Raw genomic sequence first — 25,422 nt, 5'->3', positions numbered from 1 at the left:
GGAGGTGGCGGGTGGCGCGGAGGGGGGGCCGGGTGCCGGACGGCTCCAGCAGTGGCAGGGTGCCCTCGCCCGGCCCGGCCGGCTCAGGCGGTGGCACGGCGTACCCGCCACCGCCGGGCCCGGCTCCGGCTGCTCCTCACCCGCCCCTCGGGTTCGTCGCTCCCGGAGCGGGCGGCGGCGGCACGCGCGGCCCGCCGGCCCTCGATCGCCTCGCGCGCCAGACGCTGCCGGGCGGCCTCGCGGTGCAGCTCGTCCTGACGGACCCGGAGCTCCAGTTCGAAGCTGTGCATCTCGTTCTCCCCTGTGGTGTGGGCTTGTTGAGCACCGGTGGTGTGGGATGGCTGAGCCGCGGTGGTGCGGGCTCGTAAAGCCCTGGTAGTACGGGCGGCTCATTGAGCCCCAGTGGTGCGGGCTCGTTGACGTGCTCAAGCCTCGTCTCCAAGGGGGCCCGCCACATCGGGAGACTGCCCGATCTTCGGGCGCGGGGGTGCTTAGGAAATACGGCCTGCTCCCGGGAAACGGCGTACGGGCGGTGCGCACGGCACCGCCCGTACCAGTCCCGGACAGCGATAAGGCCCCTGTGCCTTAGACACCGGAGCGGGTGCCTAAGGCACAGGGGCCTTAGCGAGACCGGGCAGCCGGCCCGGCCTCAGGCGCCGGGCCGGGTGCCCTTGGGGATGGTGGGCATGCTCCCGAACAGGTCGAGGTACATGCCCGCCGAGATCAGCAGGCCGAGCACGCCGAGGGCCAGCCCGCCCCAGGCGACGGCCCGTACCCAGGTGGCCCGCGGCCGGGTCAGGACCACGGCGGCGACCAGCGCCGCCAGCACCGCGAAGACGCCGTTGACCAGGGCGGTCGTGTGCCAGGGGGTGCCGTACATGGCGGAGATCTGGTCGGTGGCCTTACCGGCCTGGAGGTTGATCTGCCCCATCAGCGTCTGCCGCTCGGCCATCAGCGTGCCGAGCCAGGTGCCGGTGACGGAGGCGAGCCCGAGCCCGGCGGCGACGACTGCGCCGGCACCGGCGGCCACGCTGGGGGCGGCGGGCGGTGCAGGCGCGTCCTGGTCCAGCTCCTGGCCCTGGTCAGCGCCCTCGATGTCCTCGGCGTCCTCGGTGTGCTCGATGTCCTCGTCGGCAGCCCCGGGGGCCGCCGCGGCGTCCGTCTCCTTCTCCGTGGCGACGGCCTGCGCCGGCACGGTCTCGTCGTCGGTCCGCTTCTCGGTGGTGGCGGTGCTGTCGGTCGTGTCGATCGTGTCGGTCGTCCTGGTCGTACCCATGGGCGCGACCGTAGGTGCCGTGTCTGAGAGTGAGATGAGAACGGCGGAGGACGGACCCGGCACGGGCCTCCATGAGCGCTTTCACGCCCCTACCAGCGGCCGCTCACCGTCCCGCGGCCCGGGAGGCCCGGGAGGCCCGGGAGGCCCGGGAGGCCCCGGCACGCCGGACGGCTCCGTCCCTCCGCTCACCTGCTCCGGCGGCGGTTCGATGCTGATCCGGGGCAGCCACCGTGCCAGCCAGGACGGCAGCCACCAGTTGGCACCGCCCAGCATGTGCATGAGCGCCGGGACCAGCAGCGTACGCAGTACGAACGCGTCCAGGGCGACGGCGGAGGCCAACCCGATCCCGAACATCGCGATCGTCCGGTCGCCGCTCAGCACGAAGGCCGCGAACACCGCGATCATGATGACCGCCGCCGAGTTGATCACCCGGCTGGTCTCCGCCAGACCGACCCGCACCGCCCGGCGGTTGTCCCCGGTCAGCTGCCACTCCTCGTACATCCGCGACACCAGGAACACCTGGTAGTCCATGGACAGCCCGAAGAGCACCGACACCATGATCACCGGAAGGAACGGCTCGATCGGCCCGGCGCTGCCCAGCCCCAGCTGCTCGCTCCCCCACCCCCACTGGAAGATCGCGACCACGACCCCGAACGAGGCGGCGACGGCCGCGACGTTCATCAGCGCCGCCTTGAGCGGTACCGCGAGCGAGCGGAAGGCGAGCAGCAACAGGACCGATCCCAGCGCGATGACGACGCCGACGAACAGCGGCAACTTCCCGACGATCACGGACGCGAAGTCGTCGTAGCCGGCAGTGACCCCTCCGACCGCCACCCGCATCGTGGTACCGCGCTCGGTCTTCGGCAGCACATCGTCCCGCAGCCGCTCCACCAGGTCGGAAGTCTGCCGGGATTGCGGCGAACTATCCGGAATGACGGTCAGCACGCCGGTGCTCCGACTGCCGTCGAATTCCGGCCCGCCGACCTGGGCCACCCCGGGGGTGGTGCGCAATTGGCGCGGCAGCTTGTCGAAGGCGATCCGGTCCTTGGCCCCCTCCAGCGTGCCGACCAGCGTCAACGGCCCGTTGGCTCCCGGCCCGAAGCCGCCCCCGGGCCCGTCCCCGGGGCCGCCCCGCGCCATCAGGTCGTACGCCTTGCGGGTCGTCGAGGTGGCCGGGTTGTTGCCCTGGTCGGAGGTCCCGAGGTGGAGGCCGAGCGTGGGCAGCGCGAGGGTGAGCATGACGGTGGCCGCGACCGTGCCCAGCAGCTTGGGGTGCCGCTCGACGAACCCGGACCAGCGCGCGGCCATCCCGGCGCGCCGCTCAGTCCGTTCCCCTTCCCCGGCCAGCCTCCGCCGCTCCCGCCGCCCGAGCGCCCGCATCCCGATCAGCCCCAGCAGAGCCGGCAACAGGGTTACGGACGCGGCGACGGTCAGCACCACGGTGAGCGAAGCGGCCAGCGCCACCCCGTTCAAGAAGCTCAGCCGCAGCACCAGCATCCCCAGCAACGCAATACACACGGTCGCCCCGGCGAACACGACCGCCCGCCCGGACGACGCCACGGCCCGCTCGGCGGCTTCTTGGACCGACAGTCCGGCCCGCAACCCCTTCCGGTGCCGGGTCACGATGAACAACGCGTAATCGATCCCCACCCCGAGCCCGATCAGACTCCCGAGCATCGGCGCAAAGTCGGCAACGGTCATGGCGTGACTGAGCAGCGCGATGCCGGCGGACGCGGTGCCCACGGCGGCCACCGCCGTGACGATGGGCAGGAAAGTCGCAGCCAGCGAGCCGAACGCCAAGAACAACACCACGGCCGCCGCACCCAGCCCGATGAGCTCCGGCAACTGCGCCCGCGGCGCCTCGGTCACCGCAATCCCGGCCCCGCCGAGCTCCACCTGGAGCCCGTCGCCGCTCGCAGACCGCGCGACCTCGACGACCTTCCGGACCTGCGCCGCATCCAGCTCATCGGTCGGCCGCTGGAAGATCAACGAGGCATACGCGGTCCGCCCGTCCTGACTGATCTGCCACACCGCCTGGGAGCGCGCTCCCCGCTCGTGCTTCGTATAGGGACCATGAACCTCGGCAACCCCGGGCAACCCGTCAACCCTCTCCAGGGTCTGCCGCATGGTCTTCTCCACCGCACCGGCCCGCACCGTCCCGTGATCGGTGTGCCACACGATGGTGTCACTGTCCCCCGCCTCCCCCGGGAACGCCTTCTCCATCAGCGCAGCCGCCCGCCCCGACTCGGTCCCCGGCACCTCATAGTCAGTGGAGTACGCGGACCCGCTCACCCCCGCGGCCACGCCCACGCCCACAAACACGGCAAGCCAAAGAACGATCACCACGAAGCGGCGCCTGAGACACCACCGAGCCAGAGCGGTCACGACGTCGATCGCTTCCCGGGTTGTGCGTCGAGAACTCCCGGGTACGGGTGGTGCCGAGCGCTATGAACGGGGACGGGCGGGCCCCCACGCGCCGGTTTGGCACGTCGGCGAGCCCCATCAGAGCAGAGTGACACCCGGAAAAGATCGTTTGACCTTTTTGTGGGCTACTCCACAGAAAGACGGAGCTTGGAGCCCCCCTTAGGTATTACTGATATCCAACCAAAAGCCTAATCGATGCCGCTCGATAGGCAATCCCGGCGTCTTACATGACACACAAAGTCGGCGAATGCGGCGCCTCAAATAACCAGCAATAGACCATCAACCCTCTTTTCACGATTGAGGAGTTTCACCAGAAACCCACAAGACATCGGATTCATCCAGATTGAACGCCTTCCGCGCTTCCCGAAGGATTGACCTGGACTCATCCTTACCCACCCCATACAGTCCGGTACCTGGCGTAGGGCTAGTCGGGTCAGAAACTAGCGCCACAACGACCCCCGACCCAAGCCTGACGATCGCGAAACCAAAATTATCTTCATCCTCTGGATATTCGAATTTCAACCGATTGAACGGCGGTTCGGCTTCGGTAGGGCGAAGAAGGGCGATGGGATACTTGGAACCTCGACCCTGCTCCCAGACGGAAAGATCCACCTGCATCCACCCTGTGGCAGAACTTTCACGCCGAAAACATCTAGCAAGCAGGTTGGCGAGTTTCACCAGCACAAGAACCTCCGAAATAATCAATCCAATTGGGTGTTCTTTGATATATAGATCTTAATCTTCGCCCAGCCATCTTCGAGGACGACTCCTGGTACCTTCCCTACCTCCCACCACACCTGCGAGACCATAGTGCGAATGGGGCGCAATTCAGTATAGAATTCCACCCCCTTTGCCCCTTCGGGGAGGGGGCCCCAATGCGCTCGAGCCGCCTCTTCTCCACCCAGACGCGGAGACACCCCTCCCCACAGTTCACCACTCTCCTGCTGGAGCCTCGCATGCTCGACTGTCTGCGTCGGTGACTCCTTCCTGTGGAAGGGCCCGTGCAGGATCGTCTCCTTGGCTTCCTGTGCTGCTGCATCATCCGGGACCCGGCACGAGAACAGTCCGAACATATCGAACTGCACGTGTGCATTCTTTACGTAGGAAACAGGGTTTGGGCCTGCCCGCAACCCCAGGGGATCACGCGACAAATAACGCGCACTCTCAGCGTCATAGTAGCGATGATAGTTATAATGCAGGCTCGTTTCAAAATCGAAGTACTGACCGGGGAATCTCAGCGGCGTGAACGCCGTCGCGCCACCGTCCCACCCGGCACCGCCCCAGAGACTGGCCCTCTTTCGCCAAGCGACGCCACCCGTTTCCGTGAGCATTTCCGTTGGGCTTCCAACGAGGTCACTAATAACGCTAAAGAAGCGCTGATCTACGATTCTCTGATCGGAGGCCAGGTCGGCTTTTCGCGCCAACAGTTTACGTTCCGTCTGCGCGAGAGCCGTAGTCCCCTTATAGTCCCACGTGAGGGCTAGAGACTCTTGCTTCCCTTGCGCGCAGGACGTTTGTTCGGTGAGAGTGGGACCGTCCCAGGTAAAGTAAGTCTGTTCAGCAACCGTAGAGGCGTCACCCGCCAAGCGCTGTTTGGCTATGCGGCGGGCAAAGGGGTCGTAGAGATATTGCCAGGTGGTGCCATCCGGAGTAACCACGGAAGTCAGGCGGTCATCCGCATTCCAGGTGTATCGCCACGTATCCGGCTTCCGGGAGACGCGCGTCTTTTGTCTGAGGGTTACCCGCCCCAGTTCGTCGTGCTCATAGCGGATGCGGCCCGCGCGAGTGATGTTGGTGCCGGTGTAGGTGCGGTCGCCTCGGGCGGAGGGGTTGGGGTGGCGGTCGGGCCAGGTGGCGTGGGTTTGGTTGCCGGCGGCGTCGTAGGCGTAGGTCTCGGTCCAGTCGGTGGCGTGGACGGCGGTGACGCGGCCGGCGCGGTCGAGGTCGAAGGTGCGGCGGCCGGTGTGAGAGTCGTCGATCGCGGTGAGGTGGCCGTCGGGGCGGTAGGTGTAGGAGCGGGAGAGGACCTGCTCGACTTCTGCGGCGGCGGTGTGGGGGGTTTGGGCGGTGCCGGTTCCGAGTGTGGTGAGGGACGTGGACGTGGGGGACTGGGAGGTGAGGGACTGGGAGGTCAGGCGGCCGGTGGGGTCCCAGGTGTGGTGGAGGGTGAGGTTGTCGCCGATGGTGCGGGTGAGTTCCTGGCCGGCGGCGTCGTGGTCGAAGGTGAGGACGTGGCCGGCGATGTCCATGGCGGTGCGGTTGCCGGCGGCGTCGTAGGTGTAGGTGGTGGTGTGGCCGGTGGGGGTGGTGCGGCTGGTGCGGCGGCCCAGGGCGTCGTACGTGAACGTCATGGTGCGGCCGTTCACGGTTTCGGAGGTGATCCGGCCCAGGACGTCGCGGGTGTAGGTGACGGTGGCGTCGGGGTTGGTGGCCTGGTGGAGGTTGCCGGAGGCGTCGTGGGTGTAGGTGGTGAGGAGGCCTGCGGCGTCCTTGCGCGTGATGCGGCCGAGGGTGTCTCGGGTGTAGGTGGTGACCTCGCCGAGGGCGTTGGTGCGGGTGGTGAGCTGGCCTGCGGGGTCGTGGGTGTAGGTGAGCACCCGGTCGTCGAAGTCCGACTCCGACATCAGACGCCCGGCGGGGTCGTAGGTGTAGTTCCAGGTCAGGCCCTGGGGGTTGGTGACCTGGGTGAGGCGGAGTTCGGTGTCGTGGAGGAAGGTGTAGCGAACGCCGTCGGGAGTGGTGCGGGCCGTGAGGAGGTCGAAGTGGCCGTACTCGAAGGTGGTGGTCTGGCCGATGGCGTCGGTGTGGGAGGTGCGGTTGCCCTCGCCGTCGTAGGTCCATTCCTCGGTGGCGCCGGTGGGGTCTATTCGGGCCGCCAGCTTTCCTTCGACGGTCCACACCATGTGGGTGGTTTCGCCGAGTGGGTTGGTGATGGAGGTGGTGCGGCCGAAGGCGTCGCGGCGGTAGTGGGTCACCGCGCCGAGGGGGTCGGTGACGGAGAGCGGGAGGCCGGCTGCGTTGCAGTAGAGGCGGGTGGTGTTGCCGAGGGCGTCGGTGATGCTGGCGAGGTTGCCGCGGGCGTCGTGGGTGTAGGTGGTGGTGGCGCCGGTGGGGTCCGTGGTCGCTGTGCGGTTGCCGGTCTCGTCGTACCTGTGGGTCCAGGTGGTGCCGTCGGGTCCGGTGACCGCGACCGGGTTGCCGTCGGCGTCGTACGTGGTGGTGGACGTGGAGCCGTCGGGGAGGGTGACCGTCACCGGGCGGCCGGCGTCGTCGTAGGTGATGGTGGTGGTGCGGCCCAGGGGGTCGGTGGTGGACAGGATGCGGTGGCCGGCATCCCGCACCGTTCGGGTGGTGGCGCCCGTCGGATCGGTCGTGGCGACGATGTGGTGGTGGTCGTTGACCTGGTAGGTGGTGACCTGGCCGAGGGAGTTGCGGTGCTGGTTGGTGCGCAGGCCGGTTTCCGGGTCGGGGTCGCCCCAGGTGAAGTCGCCGCGGAGGTGGCCCTCGATGCCGCCCTGGGTGATGCAGCGGTCGGCGTCGTCGTAGACGTAGTGGTAGCTGCTGTTGTTGGTGTCGGTCCAGGAGGTGATACGGCCGGCGTCGTCGTAGGTGAAGCGGAGGGGAAGGCCGGAGGAGTTGGTGACGGTGGTGAGGTTGCCGCGCTCGTCGTAGCCGTAGGTGACCAGGAGTTGGTCGCCGCCGTCGGGGGCGGCGCCGGCCAGGTGGAGGGCGGTGACGCGGCCCTCCTCCGTGGTGAGGAGGAGGCGGTAGCCGGCGCTGTGGGTGATGGCGAGCGGGGTGCCGTCTTCGGCGTAGTCGAAGGTGTGGTGGTTGCCGTGGCGGTCGGAGATCTCGTCGAGGACGGCGAGGTGGTCGGTGTGGGTGGTGAAGTAGCGGCGTAGGCCCGTCACCGGGTCGACGAGGACGTAGTCGCCGTCGGGGGTGAGTTCCAGCGGGGCGCCGTCGCCTTCGACCGGGCGGGTGGGGACGCCGACCGCGGGGTGGGGGTAGCAGAGGAAGTTGCCCTCTTCGCCGATGAGGATGACGCCCTCGGAGTCGATCTCCAGGCGCTGGTCGACCGTGGACATCCAGGTCGGGCCGAACCAGCGGCCGGTGCGGTAGGACGACTCGAAGGTGCGGGAGAAGGAGAGGGGGAGGCTGCCGGGGAGGGTGATGTCCGTTTGCGGCAGGTGCATACGGCCGGTGGCCATGTCGATGGGGTCGCTGCCGAAGATCTTGCAGGCGGCGATCCGGGCCCGGTCGCGGACGGTGATCTTGCCGCCGTTGCGGGCCGCGTGCCGCGCCCAGCTCTTGGCGATGTCCTTGGCGCCGGCGCGCGCCGCTCCCTTGGCCAGGCCACCTGCTCCCTTCCCGCCGACGGTGTTGACGATGAGCCCGAGGGCGGCGTCGGCCGGGTCGCTGCCCCAGCCGGTGCCCAGCATGCCCTTGGCGGCTGCGACGGGGTGGAGGGGGGCCGAGGCCAGGCCGAGGAGGGTCGTCGAGGTGTTGCTGAGGTACTTCCAGGGGTGGGTGAGGTTGTACGGATCCAGCGGGTTGATCATCCGGCCCAGCTTGAGGGTCTCGGCGCCGGCCTTCACGGCGCCGCCGGCCATGTGGAGGTGCTCCAGCACGAACGCCTCGCCGCCGTCCTTGAGCGCCGCCCCCGCCAGCTCGGTGAACGCGGGCTTCTCGGGTGCGTGCGCCATGGCGGCCTTGACGGCGTTACGGGCCCGCTCGGCGGCTTCGTTGCGCTGGCTGCGGGCGCTCTTGAGCATGTCCTCGGCGGCTTCCCGCCCCTCCGCACCCGGGTCGACCGAGACGGTGGGCTCCTGCGGCTTGGGGCCCGGGTCCTGTCCCTGCTCGACGGCGGCGTTGTAGGCGTCGGCCCGGGCGTTGTACTTCTCGACGCGGGCCTTGTAGTCGTCGAGGGAGCGCTGGGTGGCTTCCTGGGCCTTGCGGTACTTCTCGATCGCGTCGGCCGCCTTGCCCTGCGCCCAACTGACGGTCTCCGCATACGACTTCAGGGCCTTCGAGGCGTCGCCACAGGCGTCCGCCGCGTGCATCCACTGCTTGGGATGCATGTCGAACGCCTCACGGAAGGCATCGGCCGCCTTGCCGCTCCAGTGGTGGCCCGAACCCAGCTTCCGCATACCGTCCGCGACCCGGTCGAAGGCGGCGGAGAAGTCCTTCAGATGGGACGCCGTTTCGTTGATCTTCTCCACGTCGCCGTGGATGAGCTCCTTGGGGTCCTCGGTCTCACCCAGCTGCCGTTCGTCGACATGGGCACCCAGAGCACCGGCCAGCTCGGCCCCGCCACTACGGACCGCATGCGCCGCATCATCGAGGCCGACCGACTCCAGCGCATCACCGGTGAGGTCGGAACCCTCCTCGATCAGCTCGCCCGCCCCCCGCTCCACGGCGTCCGTGAACTTGCCCGCGCCCTCGCCGACCGCGTCGACGGCATCACCGAAGATGCTCACTTGCCGTTACCCCCGTGCCCCTCGGACTCGTCCGCTGCGTAGAACTTCGTGCTGACGCCGGTGACCTCCTCATCGCCGAGTGCGATGCGGTCCGGGATCGACGTGACGTCCTGACCGGCCTGGGTGGCCACCTCCACCATCTGCTGGCGCGACTCCAACGACTCCTTGGAGTTCGGGTCGAAGTCGGCGTTCGCCACCTGGGAGATCGGATTGTTTCCCAAGACCGTGCCCCATGACCTCTTGTGCAACTGCTCCGCGGTCAGGGACGGGTCGCCCATCGACGCGTTCACGGTCTGCTTCATGACGTCCGAGACGTACTGCTCCTGCTCGTAGTAATTGCCGGCCGCGAGACCCAGCTTCTTGGAGAATGTGTTGGCGTCCTGCATCAGGGTGCGTACGCCCCAGCCCCAGCGGTCGCAGAACGAGTCCAGGGCCGCGGCCAGGCCGTCGTCGCCGCATTCCATGCTGTCCAGGGACAACCGGTCGAAACCGCGGCCCAGTTGGGCCTCCATATCGAAGCCGAGTTCTTTCAGTTCGGACGTTGCGGCCCTGATGCCCTTGGTCAGCTGCTCGAATGCCTCCGGCTCCAGCTGGTAGCCGTTTCCTTCCAACAGGCCCATTAACGCTCCCCCTCATGCGCTACGTCCGATATGCCGCGAGATATACCGCCAGATACACCATCTTCCGATACGGCGGTGACGTCGATGGCCACTCGGTCGGGCACGATTCCGGCCACCGGCGGGAAGAGCGCGCCCTGTTCGCTACCCGCATCCAGAGCCACCCCCGTAGGGCCCTCGATGGCGGGAATCAGCACGTCAAGGACACGAGCGCCGGACACGGACACGTACTGCCACTCCGCGCCGGGCTCCGCACCACGCCCCAGCGCGAAGCGGGACAGCGCCTCCTCGTCGGTGAAGGCGCACAGCCAGCGGATGCCGTCCAACTCGGTGGAGAGAAGGCTGTCATTGACCGTCGGAATCAAGACATGCGTGCGCCGAAATTCACCTACGAGTGCGGCCGGATCTGGTTGTCCGGCGTGAATCGCCGCTACCTCATCGATCAAAGACATAACGGATCGACCCCTCCCCCGATTCCCTGCTCAACTATCGAACATACTTTGGCATACGGCACTGACAACGAGCCGCCGAGACACGGACCAGGAGGCCGAAGGAAAGGCGGACCGGGCGACCGAACCGGGAAACCGGCCCGCAGTTCTTTTCGAGTTCAATTACCTTGCTGTTTGGGCGGCGAGAGGATTCGCCCGCCAAACTGGCGGCCACTGGCGGCCACTGGCGGCCGCCCCCACAACCGACTCCGCCCTCTTCGTGCCGGCCACAGCCGCCCCCGCACGAGCCCGTCCGCCCGCGTCACACCCCTTGACCGGGGCATTGGTCTGAACCATTCTGGGCGCAGGGTCGGGACCGAACGGCCCCTCGTCAGCGGTGGCCACCGTCTCGTGCAGTCCTCGGGCTTCCCCCTTCAGCACAGGAGACAGGTATGCCTCGCACCGCAGCACGCACCCGCATCAGACCCCTGCGCCACAGACGCCTTTTCACCGCCGTGGTGGCGGTTCTCGCCAGCGTGGCGGGCGGCATGACTGCGGCCGCCCCGGCCGCGGCCGCCGCCGACGACGACGTCAACGTCGCCAAGAACGCCGGCTACGAGTCCGGGCTGAGCAACTGGACCTGTTCGGCGGGGAGTGGGGCCTCCGTCGGGTCGCCCGTGCACGGCGGCAGCGCGGCGCTCAGGGCGACCCCCACCGCCTCGGACAACGCCACCTGCTCCCAGACCGTGGCGGTCAAGCCGAACGCGACGTACCGGCTCAGTGCGTACGTCCAGGGCTCGTACGTCTACCTGGGCGCGTCGGGCACCGGCACTACGGACGTCTCCACCTGGACCCCGTCGGCCACCGGGTGGCAGCAGCTCGCGACCAGCTTCACCACGGGCCCCCACACCACCTCCGTCACCGTCTCCACCCATGGGTGGTACGGACAACCCGCCTACTACGCCGATGACTTCAGCGTGCTGGGGCCGGACGGCGGGGGCGGTACCGACCCCGGGCCCCAGGTTCCGGCGGCGCCCGGCGGCCTGTCCGCGGGTTCCGTGACGTCGTCATCGGTCGCCCTGTCGTGGAACCCGGTCTCCGGGGCCACCGGCTACACCCTCTACCGGGACGGCGCCAAGGACCGGACGGTGAGCGGGACGTCGGCGACGGTGACCGGTCTGAGACCCTCGACCAGTTACCGTTTCCAGGTCACGGCCACCAATACGGCCGGTGAGTCGTCCCGTTCGGCAGAGGTCACCGCAACGACCTCGCCCTCCGGTGGCGGCACCGACCCCGCCGTCCCCAAGCACGCGGTCACCGGCTACTGGCAGAACTTCAACAACGGCGCGACGGTCCAGAAGATCAGCGAGGTGCCGAGCCAGTACGACATCATCGCGGTCGCCTTCGCCGATGCGACGACCACGCCCGGCGCGGTCACCTTCAACCTCGACTCGGCGGGCCTCGGCGGCTACACGGTCGACCAGTTCAAGGCCGACATCAAGGCCAAACAAGCGGCCGGTAAGTCGGTCATCATCTCCGTCGGAGGCGAGAAAGGCACGGTCTCCGTCAACGACTCCGCCTCGGCCGCCAACTTCGCCGACAGCGTGTATGCATTGATGCAGCAGTACGGCTTCAACGGGGTCGACATCGACCTGGAAAACGGCCTCAACCCGACGTACATGACGCAGGCGCTGCGCTCGCTCTCCCAGAAGGCGGGCGGGAAACTCGTGCTCACCATGGCGCCGCAGACGATCGACATGCAGTCGACGTCCGGCGGCTACTTCCAGACGGCGCTGAACGTGAAGGCCATCCTCACCGTCGTCAACATGCAGTACTACAACAGCGGCTCGATGTTGGGATGCGACGGAAAGGTCTACTCCCAAGGCAGCGTGGACTTCCTCACCGCGCTGGCCTGCATCCAGCTCGAAGGCGGCCTCGACCCGTCCCAGGTGGGCCTGGGCCTGCCCGCCTCCACCCGGGGCGCGGGCAGCGGTTACGTCGCCCCGAGCGTCGTGAACGCCGCCCTGGACTGCCTCGCCAAGGGGACGGGCTGTGGCTCGTTCAAGCCGTCCCGGACGTATCCGGGCGTACGGGGCGCCATGACCTGGTCCACGAACTGGGACGCGGCGAGCGGTAATGCGTGGTCGAACGCGGTCGGGCCGCACGTTCACGCCCTGCCGTAACTCTCACTCTCACCCTTGGTGCTCGTTACGGAACTCGCACCACACGACCTTTCCGGGTACGCGCTCGCCGATGCCCCACGCGTCGGCGAGCGCGGCAACGAGCAGCAGCCCGCGACCGGCCTCGGCCTCGCCGCTGAGGGCGGCCGCCGGTACGCACGGGTCGCCGCCCCCGCTGTCGTGCACCTCGATGCGCAGCGGCCCGTCCGCGGCCTCCCACGACAGCCACAGCCGGTAACCGCGCCCCGGCGGGACGCCGTGCAGGAGGGCATTGGTGGCCAGTTCGCTCACGCAGAGCACGATGTCGTCCGCACGTTGCTTCACGTCCCAGTCCGCGAGCGCGGTACGGGCGAACTCCCTGGCCAGGGACACGGAACGGCGCTCCCGTCGGTAGAACGCGGTGCGGGACCGAAGCGCGTGGATCTCCTTCTGCATGGCTCCAATGTCACAGGCAGTGACTATGCTGGACCACAGCGTGAGGTCGTACAGATCCGATGTACGACTTCCCGCCGCATCAGACAGTCACGACGGGGGGAAGGCAAGCCGCATGCACCCGGCGAACAAACCGAAGAGGATCACGTCCTGGCATGTGATCGGGGCCCAGTTGAGTCACTTCCGGCGGGCCGCCCGGATCACCCAGCCCGCACTTGCCGAGCGGGTCGGGCTCCATGAGGACACCATCGGCTCCATCGAGCAAGGCCGCAGACCACTGAAGATCGACCTGGCCGAGACGCTGGACGAACTCCTGGAGACGAAGGGGGCGTTGGCGGTCGCGGTGCAGAAGGTTCCGGAGAAGGAGCGGTTTCCGGCCTTCGTGCAGGACTTCGTCGAGTACGAGGCGGAGGCGCTGGCACTGCTCTCGTACGAGAACCACGTCGTGCCTGGCCTACTGCAGACCGAGGACTACGCCCGGGCCGTCTTCTCGTGCCTGTTCCCGCCGATCGGTGAAGCGGAGGCTGGTGAACGGCTCTCCGCGCGGCTCGATCGGCAGCGGCTGCTGCAGCGGGACCCGCCGCCGGTCCTGAGCTTCATTGTGGAAGAGGCCGTCCTGCGTCGACCGATCGGGGACCCTGACATCCTGCGGGAGCAAATCAGACAGCTGCGACGGTGTGCGGAGTTGCCCTTCCTCGGGTTCCAGATCATGCCGTTGCTTCAGACGAAACATGCAGGGCTGGACGGGCCACTCGTCCTGCTGGAGACACCGGACCACGGACAACTGGGCTATATCGAGGGCCAACGAGTCAGCTTCCTCGTGGACGACCCCGATGAGGTAAGTCTGCTGCAATACAAATATGGGATGCTGCGGTCGCAGGCGCTGACACCGGAGGACAGCATCAGCCTGCTCGACCAACTGGCGGGAGAGGCATGAGCAGCCCAGCAAGCGGCGACCTGACCTGGTTCAAGTCGAGCTACAGCGCCAGCGAAGGTGGCAACTGCATTGAAGTCGCCTACGACTGGCACAAGTCCAGCTACAGCAGCGACGAGGGCGGCGACTGCGTAGAAGTCGCCGCCTCCCCCTCCGCCATCCACGTCCGCGACTCCAAGAACCCCGCCGGGCCGACGCTCGCGCTCGGGGTCGGCGCCTGGCAGGCGTTCGTGGCCGCGGTCGTGGATTAGATCGCTCAACGCCGAGGCCAGCGGCACGTACGCGAAGCGGCCGCCCTTCCCTACGAGGAAGGACGGCCGCTCAGCACGCAACCGGAGGAACCGGAGCCAGGATCAGCCCTCGACGCCCAGCTTCTCCAGGATCAGCTCACGGACGCGCGCCGCGTCGGCCTGGCCGCGGGTGGCCTTCATGACCGCGCCGACCAGGGCACCGGCCGCGGCCACCTTGCCGCCGCGGATCTTGTCGGCGATGGCGGCGTTGGCGGCGATCGCCTCGTCGACGGCGGTGCCCAGGGCGCCCTCGTCGGAGACGACCTTCAGGCCGCGCTTCTCGACGACCTCGTCCGGAGTGCCCTCGCCCGCGAGGACGCCCTCGATGACCTGGCGGGCCAGCTTGTCGTTCAGGTCTCCCTTGGCGACCAGCTCGGCGACCCGGGCGACCTGCTCGGCGGTGATCGGCAGGGCCGCCAGCTCCACGCCGTCCTCGTTGGCGCGGCGGGCCAGTTCGCCCATCCACCACTTACGGGCCGCGGCGGCGTCCGCACCGGCCTCGACGGTGGCGACGATCAGGTCGACCGCGCCGGCGTTGAGGATCGACTGCATGTCGTGCTCGCTGATTCCCCACTCCTCGCGGAGGCGGTTGCGGCGCACACGCGGCAGCTCGGGCAGGGTCGCGCGCAGTTCCTCGACCCACTCGCGGGAGGGAGCCACCGGGACCAGGTCCGGCTCGGGGAAGTAGCGGTAGTCCTCCGCCTCCTCCTTGACCCGGCCGGGCGTCGTGGAGCCGTCGTCCTCGTGGAAGTGGCGGGTCTCCTGGACGATCGTGCCGCCGGAGGAGAGCACCGCGGCGTGCCGCTGGATCTCGAAGCGGCAGGCGCGCTCGACGGAGCGGAGCGAGTTGACGTTCTTGGTCTCCGAGCGGGTGCCGAACTTCTCGGTGCCGTTGGGGCGCAGCGAGAGGTTCACGTCGCAGCGCATCTGGCCCTGCTCCATGCGGGCCTCGGAGACGCCGAGCGCCTTGATGAGCTCGCGCAGCTCGGCGACGTACGCCTTGGCGACCTCGGGGGCCCGCTCGCCGGCGCCGACGATCGGCTTGGTGACGATCTCGATGAGCGGGATGCCGGCGCGGTTGTAGTCCAGGAGGGAGTGCCGGGCGCCGTGGATGCGGCCGGTGGCACCGCCGACGTGCGTCGACTTGCCGGTGTCCTCCTCCATGTGGGCGCGCTCGATCTCCACGCGGAAGATCTCCCCGTCCTCCAGCTGTACGTCGAGGTAGCCGTCGAAGGCGATCGGCTCGTCGTACTGGGAGGTCTGGAAGTTCTTCGGCATGTCCGGATAGAAGTAGTTCTTCCGGGCGAAGCGGCACCATTCGGCGATGGAGCAGTTGAGTGCCAGGCCGATCTTGATGGCGGACTCGACGCCGGTCGCGTTCACGACCGGGAGCGAGCCGGGCAGGCCCAGGCAGGTGGGGCAGGTCTGCGAGTTGGCGTCGGCGCCGAGGGCGGTGGAGCACCCGCAGAACATCTTGGTCTTGGTGCCGAGTTCGACGTGTACCTCAAGCCCCATGACGGGGTCGTAGGCGGCCAGCGCGTCCTCGTACGACACCAGGTCGGTGACAGTCACGGTGAAACTAACCTCTCAGGGTCCGGCGCCGGTCAGTCCGCGAGGACGTCGTCGTCGCCCAGACGGCGCAGTTCGCGGATGAGCAGGGCGACGCCGGTGACGATGGCGGCGGCGGAGACGACGGCGTCGACCAGCTGGAGCGTGTCCTGCTCCACCCGTGCCTTCTTCGCCTGCTTGACGACGCTCACCGCGCCGAACAGCGTGGTGCCGATGGACAGGTACGTACCGGGCTTGGACTTCTTGAAGCCCTTGGCCTTGGCGAGCTTTCCACTCACAGTGCAGGTGCCTCCTCGATCAGCGGGTGGCCCCACTTGGCGGTGAACGCGGCCTCGACCGCGGCGCCGACCTTGTAGAGCCGGTCGTCCTTCATGGCGGGGGCGACGATCTGCAGGCCCACCGGCAGTCCGTCCTCGGGGGCGAGACCGCAGGGCAGCGACATGGCTGCGTTGCCTGCCAGGTTGACGGGGAGCGTGCAGACGTCGGCGAGGTACATCGCCATCGGGTCGTCGGCGCGCTCGCCGATCGGGAAGGCGGTGGTCGGCGTGGTCGGCGAGACGATCACGTCGACCTGCTCGAAGGCCTTCTCGAAGTCGCGGGTGATCAGCGTCCGCACCTTCTGGGCGGAGCCGTAGTACGCGTCGTAGTAGCCGGAGCTCAGGGCGTAGGTGCCGAGCATGATCCGGCGCTTGACCTCGGGGCCGAAGCCGGCCTCGCGGGTCAGGGCGGTGACGTCCTCGGCGGACTTCGTGCCGTCGTCGCCGACCCGCAGGCCGTAGCGCATGGCGTCGAAGCGGGCCAGGTTGGAGGAGCACTCGGACGGCGCGATCAGGTAGTACGCCGCGAGCGCGAGGTCGAAGGACGGGCAGTCCAGCTCGACGATCTCCGCGCCCAGCTCCTTGAGCAGCTCGACCGACTCGTCGAAGCGCTGGAGCACACCGGGCTGGTAGCCCTCGCCGCGGAACTGCTTGACGACGCCGACCCGCATGCCCTCGACGCTGCCGTTGCGGGCCGCCTCGACGACCGGCGGGACGGGGGCGTCGATGGAGGTGGAGTCCAGCGGGTCGTGCCCGGCGATCACCTCGTGGAGGAGGGCCGCGTCCAGCACCGTACGGGCGCAGGGGCCGCCCTGGTCCAGGGAGGAGGAGAAGGCGACCATGCCGTAGCGGGAGACGCCGCCGTAGGTGGGCTTGACGCCGACGGTGCCGGTGACGGCGGCGGGCTGGCGGATGGAGCCGCCGGTGTCCGTGCCGATGGCGAGCGGGGCCTCGAAGGAGGCGAGCGCGGCGGAGGAGCCGCCGCCGGAGCCGCCGGGGATCTTGGTCAGGTCCCAGGGGTTGCCGGTCGGGCCGTAGGCGCTGTTCTCGGTGGAGGACCCCATGGCGAACTCGTCCATGTTGGTCTTGCCGAGGATGACGACGTCGGCGGCCTTGAGCTTCTTGGTGACCGTGGCGTCGTACGGCGGGATCCAGCCTTCGAGGATCTTGGAACCGACGGTGGTCGGGACGCCCTCGGTGGTGAAGATGTCCTTGAGCGCGAGCGGGACGCCGGCCAGCGGGCCGAGCTTCTCGCCGCGGGCGCGCTTCTCGTCGACGGCGCGGGCCTGCGCGAGGGCGCCCTCGCGGTCGATGTGGAGGAAGGCGTGCACCTTCTCGTCGACGGCGTCGATGCGGGCCAGGTGGGCCTCGGTCACCTCGACGGCGGTGAGCTCGCCGGAGGCGATCTTGGCCGCGATCTCGGCGGCGGTGAGCTTGATCAGGTCGGCCATGTCGGTCACTCCTCCCCCAGGATCTGCGGCACCTTGAAACGCTGCTGCTCCTGGGCCGGGGCGCCGGAGAGCGCCTGCTCGGGGGTCAGCGAGGGACGGACCTCGTCCGGCCGCATGACGTTGGTCAGGGGCAGCGGGTGGGAGGTCGGCGGAACGTCTTGGTCGGCGACCTCGGAGACGCGGGCGACCGCGCCGATGATGTCGTCGAGCTGCGAGGCGAAGTGGTCGAGCTCTTCGTCCCGCAGCTCCAGACGTGCCAGCCGGGCGAGGTGGGCGACCTCCTCGCGCGTGATGCCAGGCATGCAGCGATCCTCTGGTGTTCTTGGCGGAGTGTTCCGGACGGAGTGTTCAGGCGGAGTGGTCTCGACGAGCACTCCGGTGAACTTTTCCGGCCCAATCCTATGGCGTACGGGTCAGCGGCCGCGAAACCGTTTCGCCGGGGCGCGGCCCGTGCGGGCGGGCGCGCCCCGGTCAGCGGGGCCCGGGGGCCTGATCACCCCCGTCGGGCCGGTCACCGCCGGCTTCCGGTTCACCGCCTTCTCCGGGTTCGGCTTCCGGTTCGGTGGCGGGTTCGCCGCCTTCTTCGGGTTCGGCTTCCGGTTCGGTGGCGGGTTCGCCGCCTTCTTCGGCTTCGGCTTCGCGGTCGGCTTCGGGTTCGGTGGCGGCTACGGCTTCGCCGTCGGCTTCGGGTTCGGTGGCGGGTTCGGCTTCGGCTTCGCTGTCCGTTTCGGCTTCGGCTTCGCGGTCGGCTTGGGCTTCGCTGGATTCGGAGCGGGGACGTGGGACGGCCGGTGGCCGGGTCAGTTCAGGACCTGTCCCGAAGGGCGCTCGGCTGCCTTCTCCGCCGCCAGGGCGGCCGTCTCCGATTCGCGGTGCCATCCGTGCTCACCGCGGGCCCTCAGCCAGGCCGTGGTCTCGTCGGGGGGCATCGCGGCCGCCACCAGCCAGCCCTGGACGGCGTCGCAGCCGAGGTCGCGCAGCCGTTCCCAGGTCTCGTCGTCCTCCACGCCCTCGGCGACGACCAGGAGGCCGAGCGAATGGGCCAGGTCGAGGGTGCAGCGGACGATCTCGGCGTCCTCCGTGTCGACGGCCAGCCGGGCCACGAAGGAGCGGTCGATCTTCAGCTCGCTGACCGGCAGGCGACGGAGGTGGACGAGGGAGGAGTAGCCGGTGCCGAAGTCGTCCAGCGACATCTTCACGCCGTGGGCGGTGAGCCCGGCGAGCGTGTCGGCGGCCCGCTGCGGGTCCTCCAGGAGGACGTGCTCGGTTATCTCCAGTTGGAGGGCGCCCGGTGGGACCCGATGTCGGGCGAGCCGGGCCGCGACGGCGCCGGCGAAGCCCGGGGAGTGCACGTCGCGGGGGGAGACGTTGACCGCGACCGGGACCTCCAGGCCCATCGCGCGCCAGCGCGCCACCTGGGCGAGCGCGGTCTCCAGGACGTACTCGGTGAGCCGGGGCATCAGCCCGGAGGACTCAGCGATCGCGATGAACTCGTCGGGGGGCACCCGGCCGCGGTCGGGGTGTACCCAGCGGACCAGGGCCTCCAGCCCGGCGACATGTCCGTCGAATCCCACCTTGGGCTGGTAGTGCAGCTCGACGTCGCCGGCGTCCAGGGCGCGCCGCAGATCGCCCAGCAGGCCGAGCCGGTCGGGGGTGTTGCCGTCGCGCTTGGCCTCGTAGAGCTCGACGCCGCTGCGGTCCCGCTTGGCCTGGTACATCGCCACATCGGCGCGGCGCAGCAGTCCTTCGGCGTCCAGGGCGTGGTCGGGGAAGACGGCGACCCCCGCGCTGGCTTCGAGCACGAGGGTCAGTCCGTCGAGGTCCAGCGGGGAGCTGAGGGCGGCGACGAGGTTGCGGGCCACCCGCTGGGAGCTGGTGAGGGAGTCGGTGGTGGGGAGCAGGACGGCGAACTCGTCGCCGCCGAGCCGGGCGGCCTCGGCGCCGCGCGGGAGGGCGTGCCGCAGCCGGTCGGCGATCTGCAGCAGCAGGCGGTCGCCGGCGAGGTGGCCGAGGGTGTCGTTGACGGAGCGGAAGCGGTCCAGGTCGATGAGGACCAGGGCCGAGCGGACGCCGATCCGTTCGGCCTCGTCCAGCGCGGTCCAGGTGCGCTCCAGCAGCCACTGGCGGTTGGGCAGGCCGGTGAGCGGGTCGCGCAGCTGCTCCTCGGCGCGGGCCCGGGCTATCCAGAGCGTGGAGTCCAGGGCGATCAGCGGGACCGCGAACAGCGGCAGCAGCAGGGGGGCGTTGACGGCGCAGACGGCGATCAGCGGGGCGATGCCGAGCAGGGCGATGCCGACCAGGGCCTGGCGGACGACCGCGGTGCGCGGGATGGCGGGGAGCTGGCCGCTGCGCGGGGTGAGGCTGAGCCACAGCAGGCCGCGGCTGACGAAGAGGTAGCCGCCCGCGGTGACGACGACTTCGGGGAGGACGGAGAGGTCCCAGGCGAGCGGGGTCCACGGCTGGCGGACGGTGGAGACCACGCCGAACGCGGCGAGGCCGAGCGCCGCGGCGCCGATGCCGAGGACGTCGACCGCGCCGTGCACCACGGCCTGCCGCCAGCGGTTCCGGCGGGCGGCGCCGACCAGCACGACGACGGAGAGGCTGACGAGGGTGGCCGGGACCCAGCCGTACAGCAGCAGGACGGCGAGGGCGAGCGCCGCGCCGGAGCCCGTGCCGCCCCACCAGCGGTCGCGGCCGAGGGCGACCAGGTGGCCGACGATGACGCCGGTCAGGATCGCCAGCGACCATCCCACCGCGCCTCCGGGAAAGAGCGCGTCACCTACGCCCAGAGTCCGGAACACGCCCGTGGCGAGCGCGAGGCTCGCCACGGTGACGATGCCCGCGGGCAGCGCGGGCACGACGAGCTGCCGGAGCCGCGACGCCGGAGCGGCGCTGTCGGTCGGTTTCATTCCGATCCCTCTCACAGCCGGCTGTGCCCGCGCCACGGCAGGCGCACTCCTCAACAGTAGGCCGCGGAAGGCCGCCGCGGGCAGCGATCGATGACGGTTGCCCGAATGCGACCCGGCATCCTGGATCAATCTGGTATGCGCCGATGGGGTGACACCTCACTCCTCCTCAGGCGGAGTGACAGCTACCGCTCGTGCCGCCTCGGGACCCTGTTCCAGCAGCACCGCGAAGCCGTCATCGTCCAGCACGGGGACCTTCAACTGCATCGCCTTGTCGTACTTCGAACCGGGGTTGTCGCCCACCACTACGAAACCGGTCTTCTTCGAAACGGAACCGGTCACCTTCGCTCCGAGGTTCTGGAGGGCCTCTTTCGCGCCATCTCTTGTGTGTGACTGAAGTGTGCCCGTTACGACGACGGTGACGCCTTCGAGGGGGCGCGGGCCCTCCTCACCCGTTTGCTCCTCCTCCATTCGGACGCCGGCGGCCCGCCACTTCTCGATGATCTCGCGGTGCCAGTCCTCGGCGAACCACTGCTTCAACGACGCGGCGATGGTGGGCCCGACGCCGTCCACGGCGGCCAGCTCGGCCTCTTCGGCGTCCCGGATGCGGTCGATCGAGCGGAACTCCCGGGCCAGCGCCTCGGCCGCCACCGGGCCCACGTGCCGGATCGACAGACCGGTCAGGATGCGGGCCAGCGGGCGCTCCTTGGCGGCCTGGATGTTCTCCAGCATCGCGAGGGTGTTCTTCTTCGGCTCGCCCTTCTGGTTGGCGAAGAACGTGACGACCTTCTCCTCCCCGGTCTTCGGGTCACGCTTGGGCAGGCCGGAATCGGGGTCGAGGACGTACGACTTGATGGGCAGCAGCTGCTCGACGGAGAGGCCGAAAAGATCGCCCTCGTCCTTCAGCGGCGGCTCGGCGGGCTCCAGCGGCTGGCTGAGGGCCGTGGCGGCGACATATCCGAAATTCTCGATGTCCAGGCATTTGCGGCCGGCCAGGTAGAACAGCCGCTCACGGATCTGCGCGGGGCAGGAGCGGTTGTTGGGGCACCGCAGGTCGATGTCGCCTTCCTTGGCGGGCTGCAGGGCCGTGCCGCACTCGGGGCACTCGGCGGGCATCACGAACTCCCGCTCGGCGCCGTCCCGCAGATCGACCACCGGGCCCAGGATCTCGGGGATGACGTCGCCGGCCTTGCGGATCACGACGGTGTCCCCGATCAGCACGCCCTTGGCCTTGACCACGTCCTGGTTGTGCAGGGTCGCGAACTCCACCTCGGATCCGGCGACGGTGACCGGCTCGACCACCGCGTACGGCGTGACCCGGCCGGTGCGGCCGACGCCGACCCGGATGTCCACCAGCTTGGTGTTGACCTCCTCCGGGGGGTACTTCCAGGCGATCGCCCAGCGCGGGGCGCGCGAGGTCGAGCCCAGCCGCCCCTGGAGCCGGATCTCGTCCAGCTTGACGACCACGCCGTCGATCTCGTGCTCCACGGCCGTGCGGCGGGTCTCGGGGTCGCCGTAGTGGGCGATGAACTCCCGTACCGCTTCGAGGGAGTCGACGACCCTGTTGTGCGTGGCGGTCGGCAGGCCCCACTCCTTGAGCAGGTCGTACGCCTCCGAGAGCCGGTCGATCTCCAGGCCGTCGCGGGCGCCGAGGCCGTGGACGACCATGTGCAGCGGGCGGCTGGCCGTGATCTTCGGGTCCTTCTGGCGCAGTGAACCGGCCGCGGCGTTGCGGGGGTTGGCGAACGGCGGTTTGCCGTCGGCCACCAGCCGCTCGTTGAGCTGGAGGAACTTCTCCATGGGGAAGTAGACCTCGCCGCGCACCTCGACCAGGGCCGGAATCCGGTCACCCTTCAGGCGGTTGGGAATGTCGGCGATGGTCCGGATATTGGGGGTGATGTCCTCGCCGGTGCGTCCGTCGCCGCGGGTGGCGGCGCGGGTCAGCCGGCCGTGCTCGTAGGTGAGGTTGACGGCGAGGCCGTCGACCTTGAGCTCGCACAGGAAGTGGTAGCCCGCGCTCTTGGGAGCACCGCCCAGTTCACCGGCGAGCCGCTCCGCCCAGGCCGCCAACTCCTCCTGGTCGAAGGCGTTGTCCAGCGAGAGCATCCGCTCGCGGTGCGCGACCTCGGTGAATTCGGTTGCGTACGCGCCGGCGACCTTCTGGGTCGGGGAGTCCGGGGTGCGCAGCTCGGGGTGTTCGTTCTCCAGGGCCTCCAGGGAGCGCAGCAGCCGGTCGAACTCGGCGTCGCTGACGACCGGAGCGTCCTTCACGTAATAGCGGAAGCGGTGCTCCTCGATCTGCTCAGCGAGCTGCGCGTGCTTCTCCCGCGCCGCTGCGGGCACCTTGGATTGCGCTGCGTGCTGTTCGCCAGCCACCGTCTTGTCCTCCCGTGGTCCTTGAGTGCGGTCACTCAGGGTTGTCTGCGAGCGACCTCGCCGCCCGGACGCAATGGGCGAGCACCGAACGGGCATATCCGGGCGAAGCGCCCGCCAGCCCGCACGACGGGGTGACGACCACGGACTCGCTGAGAGTCCCCGGTGCCAGCCCCAGCCTGCGCCAGAGCGTCCTGACACCCATGACGCTACCGGCAGGGTCTGACAATCGACCGTCCACGCCCGGCACCACGCCCGCGAACAGCGCCGTACCGCCCTCGACCGCCTCTCCGATCGCCTCCTCCTCACGCTCGGTGAGCAGTGCGAAATCGAACGAGATGCCCGTGACGCCGGCCCGCCGCAGCAGTCCGAACGGCACCGCGGGCGCGCACGAGTGGACGACCACCGGTCCGCCCTGCGCCACCGTCACGAGATCGCGCAGCGCGCCCTCGACCACGGCGCGGTCCACGGCCCGGTGCGTCCGGTACCCGCTCGCCGTCTTCACCCGCCCCTGGAGGACCGCGGTCAGCGACGGCTCGTCGAGCTGGAGGACGACCTTGGCGCCCGGGACCCGGCGCCGGACGTCCGCGAGATGGCCGCGCAGCCCCTCCGCCAGCGACGCCGCGAGGTCCCGGCAGGCGCCGGGGTCGCTGAGGGCGGCCTCGCCGTTGCGCAGTTCCAAGGCGGCGGCGAGGGTCCAGGGCCCGACCGCGGAGACCTTCAGCGGGCCCTCGTAGCCCTGGGTGAACTCCTCCAGGGCGTCGAGGTCCTCGCCGAGCCAGGAGTGCGCCCGCCGGGTGTCCCGGCCGGGCCGGTCGCTGATCCGCCAGCCGCTGGGCTCCACATGGCCGTAGACCTCGACGAGCATCCCCAGGGTGCGTCCGATCATGTCGGCGCCGGGGCCCCGCGCCGGGAGCTCCGGCAGATACGGGAAGGTCTCCAGCGACCCGGTGACGGTCTTGGCCGCCTCCCGCGCGTCCCCGCCGGGCATCGACCCGATCCCGGTCGCCGCGCCCGCTGCCCACTCGTACGTGCTGTTCTCGCTCACCCCGGAAGGGTATGCGGCGGCGCGCCCCGGGTGGGTACCCCGGTCCCGCCGCCGCACGCGCCCCGCTCTGCCCCGCCCCGCCCCGCCCCGGAACGTGAACCCCGTCACCGCCGGCCGCGCACGCCCAGCCAGCCGGTCACCGCGGCCACCGCCAGCGCCCCCGCCGTCAGCGCGAAGGCGGCCTGTGCGCCCGGGTAACCGCCGCCGGCCGCGGTGAGCACCGCGCCCATCCCGGCGATGCCGACCAGCGAGCCGATCTGGCGGTTGGCGTTGAGGGTGGCGCTGCCGATGTCGGCGTGTTCGCGGCCGGCGGCCTCCATCAGGACGCCGGTCATGGCCGGGGAGGCGACCCCGCTGCCGATGTTGGTGACGGCGAGCACGACCGCGAGGACCCAGTACGGCAGTCCGGGCCGGACGATCAGGAAGAGCACGACATATCCGGCGGCGGAGAGGGCCAGGGAGGCGGTGAGCGCGGTCCGGTTGCCGAGGCGGTGTCCGATCCGGGCGTAGAGCATGTTGCCGAACGGCAGGATCAGCACGGCCGGCAGCATCTGGAGCCCGGCGGTCACCGCGTTCGCGCCGCGGGCCGTCTGGAGGAACAGTCCGAGGACGAACAGGACGCCGTAGAAGGCGAAGTTGAAGAGGAAGCCGACCACGTTGGCCGCGGAGAACCGGCTGTCAGCGAAGAGCGCGACCGGGAGGATCGGTGTCCGGACGGTCCGTTCCCGGACCACGAACCCGGCCACCGCCACCACGGTGACCGCGAAGGCGGCCAGCACGAGCGGCGCGGACCAGCCCGCCTCCGGCCCTTCGATGAGGGCGTAGCTGAGCGACCCGAGGGCGAGCAGCCCGAGGACGTGGCCGGTGCCGCCGAGCGCGGAACCGCGGGCCGGGGTCGCCGCGATCACCCGGCGGGTGAGCAGCAGGCCCGCGGCGCCGATGGGCAGGTTGACCAGGAAGATGGAGCGCCAGCCCAGGGTGCCGACCAGGAGGCCGCCGATGGTGGGGGCGAGCCCCACGGAGGTGGAGACGATCGCCGACCAGATGCCGAGGATCCTGGCCCGGCGGGCCGGTTCGGGGAAGGCGTTCATCAGCAGCGACAGCAAGCTGGGCATGAACAGGGCGGCACCGACACCCTGGGCGAAGCGGGCCGCCACCAGGACGGTGCCGTCCGGCGCCACGGCACCGAGCAGGGAGGCGGCGGTGAACGCGGCGAGCCCGACGAGGTAGATCCGGCGGGCGCCGTACCGCTTCGCCAGTGATCCGGCGAGCAGCAGCAGTGCGGCGAAGGCGAGGACGTAGCCGTCGACGACCCAGGTCAGGCCGGCCATGCTCAGGCCGAGGCGGGCCCGCAGGTCGTGCGCCGCGACGTTCATGATGCCGGTGTCCAGGCTGGCCATCACGAACCCGAGGGCCAGGACGAGGAGTTGGAGCCCGCCACGGGCCGCGGGGGCGGTCGGCGCCTCGGACGTCTCGCGCGCCGGGCCGCGCGCCGTCGCCTTCTCAGTGATCATGCATTTAGTTAAAGCTATAGCTATCTTCCGCGACAATGGTGACAGCTATAACTTTACTGAACGCATACGAAGGGGCGGCCCCGCCGACCGGCCGCCCCGGCGTCAGCCCTCCACCTGCTCCTGGGTGAAGCTCCACGGGAGCCGGCCGAGGTGTCCGAGGTGCCCGCCCTGCCGAGGGGGTTG

At 69.6% G+C, this 25,422-nt stretch carries 20 protein-coding genes; 3 read left to right on the top strand and 17 right to left on the bottom strand.

Going from position 1 to position 25,422, the window contains the following annotated elements:
• Positions 1-83 precede the first annotated feature (83 nt).
• The 7 genes from AB0G35_RS16755 to AB0G35_RS16725 all read right to left on the bottom strand — a co-directional run bounded on the left by AB0G35_RS16755 (position 84) and on the right by AB0G35_RS16725 (position 10,249).
• Positions 84-290, bottom strand: coding sequence for a hypothetical protein (locus AB0G35_RS16755; RefSeq protein WP_360949206.1), 207 nt, complete (start codon positions 288-290; stop codon positions 84-86).
• A 359-nt stretch (positions 291-649) separates the two neighbouring features.
• Positions 650-1,276, bottom strand: coding sequence for a hypothetical protein (locus tag AB0G35_RS16750; protein ID WP_360949204.1), 627 nt, complete (start codon positions 1,274-1,276; stop codon positions 650-652).
• Positions 1,277-1,357: 81 nt separating this feature from the next.
• Complete coding sequence (locus AB0G35_RS16745) at positions 1,358-3,661, bottom strand: MMPL family transporter (protein WP_360949202.1); 2,304 nt, start codon at positions 3,659-3,661, stop codon at positions 1,358-1,360.
• A 330-nt stretch (positions 3,662-3,991) separates the two neighbouring features.
• A complete protein-coding gene (locus AB0G35_RS16740; RefSeq protein WP_360949200.1) occupies positions 3,992-4,378 on the bottom strand; it encodes a hypothetical protein in 387 nt (128 codons plus the stop codon).
• 23 nt (positions 4,379-4,401) lie between these two features.
• Positions 4,402-9,180 carry a putative T7SS-secreted protein gene (locus tag AB0G35_RS16735; RefSeq protein WP_360949198.1) on the bottom strand — a complete coding sequence of 1,593 codons (4,779 nt, stop codon included), beginning with the start codon at positions 9,178-9,180 and terminating at the stop codon, positions 4,402-4,404.
• A complete protein-coding gene (locus AB0G35_RS16730; protein ID WP_360949196.1) occupies positions 9,177-9,800 on the bottom strand; it encodes a hypothetical protein in 624 nt (207 codons plus the stop codon). Before AB0G35_RS16730 ends, AB0G35_RS16735 begins: the two co-directional genes overlap by 4 nt.
• Positions 9,800-10,249: an SseB family protein gene (locus AB0G35_RS16725; protein ID WP_360949194.1), complete on the bottom strand. Its 450-nt coding sequence runs from the start codon at positions 10,247-10,249 to the stop codon at positions 9,800-9,802. The genes AB0G35_RS16730 and AB0G35_RS16725 overlap by 1 nt, the downstream gene beginning before the upstream one ends.
• Positions 10,250-10,677: 428 nt before the next feature.
• On the opposite strand from AB0G35_RS16725, the gene AB0G35_RS16720 reads away from it, so the two are divergent.
• Positions 10,678-12,408 carry a glycoside hydrolase family 18 protein gene (locus tag AB0G35_RS16720; RefSeq protein WP_360949192.1) on the top strand — a complete coding sequence of 577 codons (1,731 nt, stop codon included), beginning with the start codon at positions 10,678-10,680 and terminating at the stop codon, positions 12,406-12,408.
• A 9-nt stretch (positions 12,409-12,417) separates the two neighbouring features.
• On the opposite strand, the gene AB0G35_RS16715 is transcribed toward AB0G35_RS16720, so the two are convergent.
• Positions 12,418-12,840: an ATP-binding protein gene (locus AB0G35_RS16715; RefSeq protein ID WP_360949190.1), complete on the bottom strand. Its 423-nt coding sequence runs from the start codon at positions 12,838-12,840 to the stop codon at positions 12,418-12,420.
• 112 nt (positions 12,841-12,952) lie between these two features.
• Between AB0G35_RS16715 and AB0G35_RS16710 the strand changes: the two genes are divergently transcribed.
• Both AB0G35_RS16710 and AB0G35_RS16705 read left to right on the top strand, forming a co-directional pair.
• Complete coding sequence (locus AB0G35_RS16710; protein WP_360949189.1) at positions 12,953-13,774, top strand: helix-turn-helix transcriptional regulator; 822 nt, start codon at positions 12,953-12,955, stop codon at positions 13,772-13,774.
• On the top strand, positions 13,771-14,022 hold the full coding sequence (locus AB0G35_RS16705; protein ID WP_360949188.1) for a DUF397 domain-containing protein: 252 nt from the start codon (positions 13,771-13,773) through the stop codon (positions 14,020-14,022). The genes AB0G35_RS16710 and AB0G35_RS16705 overlap by 4 nt, the downstream gene beginning before the upstream one ends.
• Before the next feature lie 102 nt (positions 14,023-14,124).
• Here AB0G35_RS16705 and gatB read toward each other — a convergent pair whose 3' ends face one another.
• From gatB to AB0G35_RS16660, 9 genes are all read right to left on the bottom strand, one after another.
• Positions 14,125-15,633 carry an Asp-tRNA(Asn)/Glu-tRNA(Gln) amidotransferase subunit GatB gene (gene gatB / locus AB0G35_RS16700; protein WP_360949186.1) on the bottom strand — a complete coding sequence of 503 codons (1,509 nt, stop codon included), beginning with the start codon at positions 15,631-15,633 and terminating at the stop codon, positions 14,125-14,127.
• Between the two features lie 32 nt (positions 15,634-15,665).
• A complete protein-coding gene (locus AB0G35_RS16695) occupies positions 15,666-15,908 on the bottom strand; it encodes a hypothetical protein (protein ID WP_030412837.1) in 243 nt (80 codons plus the stop codon).
• A complete protein-coding gene (gene gatA / locus AB0G35_RS16690) occupies positions 15,905-17,407 on the bottom strand; it encodes an Asp-tRNA(Asn)/Glu-tRNA(Gln) amidotransferase subunit GatA (RefSeq protein WP_360949184.1) in 1,503 nt (500 codons plus the stop codon). Before gatA ends, AB0G35_RS16695 begins: the two co-directional genes overlap by 4 nt.
• Complete coding sequence (gatC, locus tag AB0G35_RS16685; protein ID WP_360949182.1) at positions 17,404-17,700, bottom strand: Asp-tRNA(Asn)/Glu-tRNA(Gln) amidotransferase subunit GatC; 297 nt, start codon at positions 17,698-17,700, stop codon at positions 17,404-17,406. The genes gatA and gatC overlap by 4 nt, the downstream gene beginning before the upstream one ends.
• Positions 17,701-17,869: 169 nt before the next feature.
• Entirely contained in the window at positions 17,870-18,277 is a 408-nt protein-coding gene (locus tag AB0G35_RS16680) for a hypothetical protein (RefSeq protein ID WP_360949180.1), read from the bottom strand.
• Positions 18,199-20,307, bottom strand: coding sequence for a bifunctional diguanylate cyclase/phosphodiesterase (locus AB0G35_RS16675; protein ID WP_360949178.1), 2,109 nt, complete (start codon positions 20,305-20,307; stop codon positions 18,199-18,201). The genes AB0G35_RS16680 and AB0G35_RS16675 overlap by 79 nt, the downstream gene beginning before the upstream one ends.
• Positions 20,308-20,463: 156 nt before the next feature.
• A complete protein-coding gene (gene ligA, locus AB0G35_RS16670) occupies positions 20,464-22,680 on the bottom strand; it encodes an NAD-dependent DNA ligase LigA (protein WP_360949176.1) in 2,217 nt (738 codons plus the stop codon).
• Between the two features lie 31 nt (positions 22,681-22,711).
• Positions 22,712-23,725, bottom strand: a complete 1,014-nt coding sequence (locus tag AB0G35_RS16665) for a methionine synthase (RefSeq protein ID WP_360949174.1) — start codon at positions 23,723-23,725, stop codon at positions 22,712-22,714.
• Positions 23,726-23,829: 104 nt separating this feature from the next.
• The gene (locus tag AB0G35_RS16660; protein ID WP_360949172.1) at positions 23,830-25,239 is read right to left on the bottom strand and encodes an MFS transporter; all 1,410 of its coding nucleotides are present in this window, start codon (positions 25,237-25,239) and stop codon (positions 23,830-23,832) included.
• Positions 25,240-25,422 lie beyond the last annotated feature (183 nt).

The organism is Streptomyces sp. NPDC021749 (assembly GCF_040640655.1).
Classification (GTDB): Bacteria; Actinomycetota; Actinomycetes; order Streptomycetales; family Streptomycetaceae; genus Streptomyces.
Note: the sequence above shows the minus strand (reverse complement) of the source record. Positions and strands in the feature narration are given on the sequence as shown.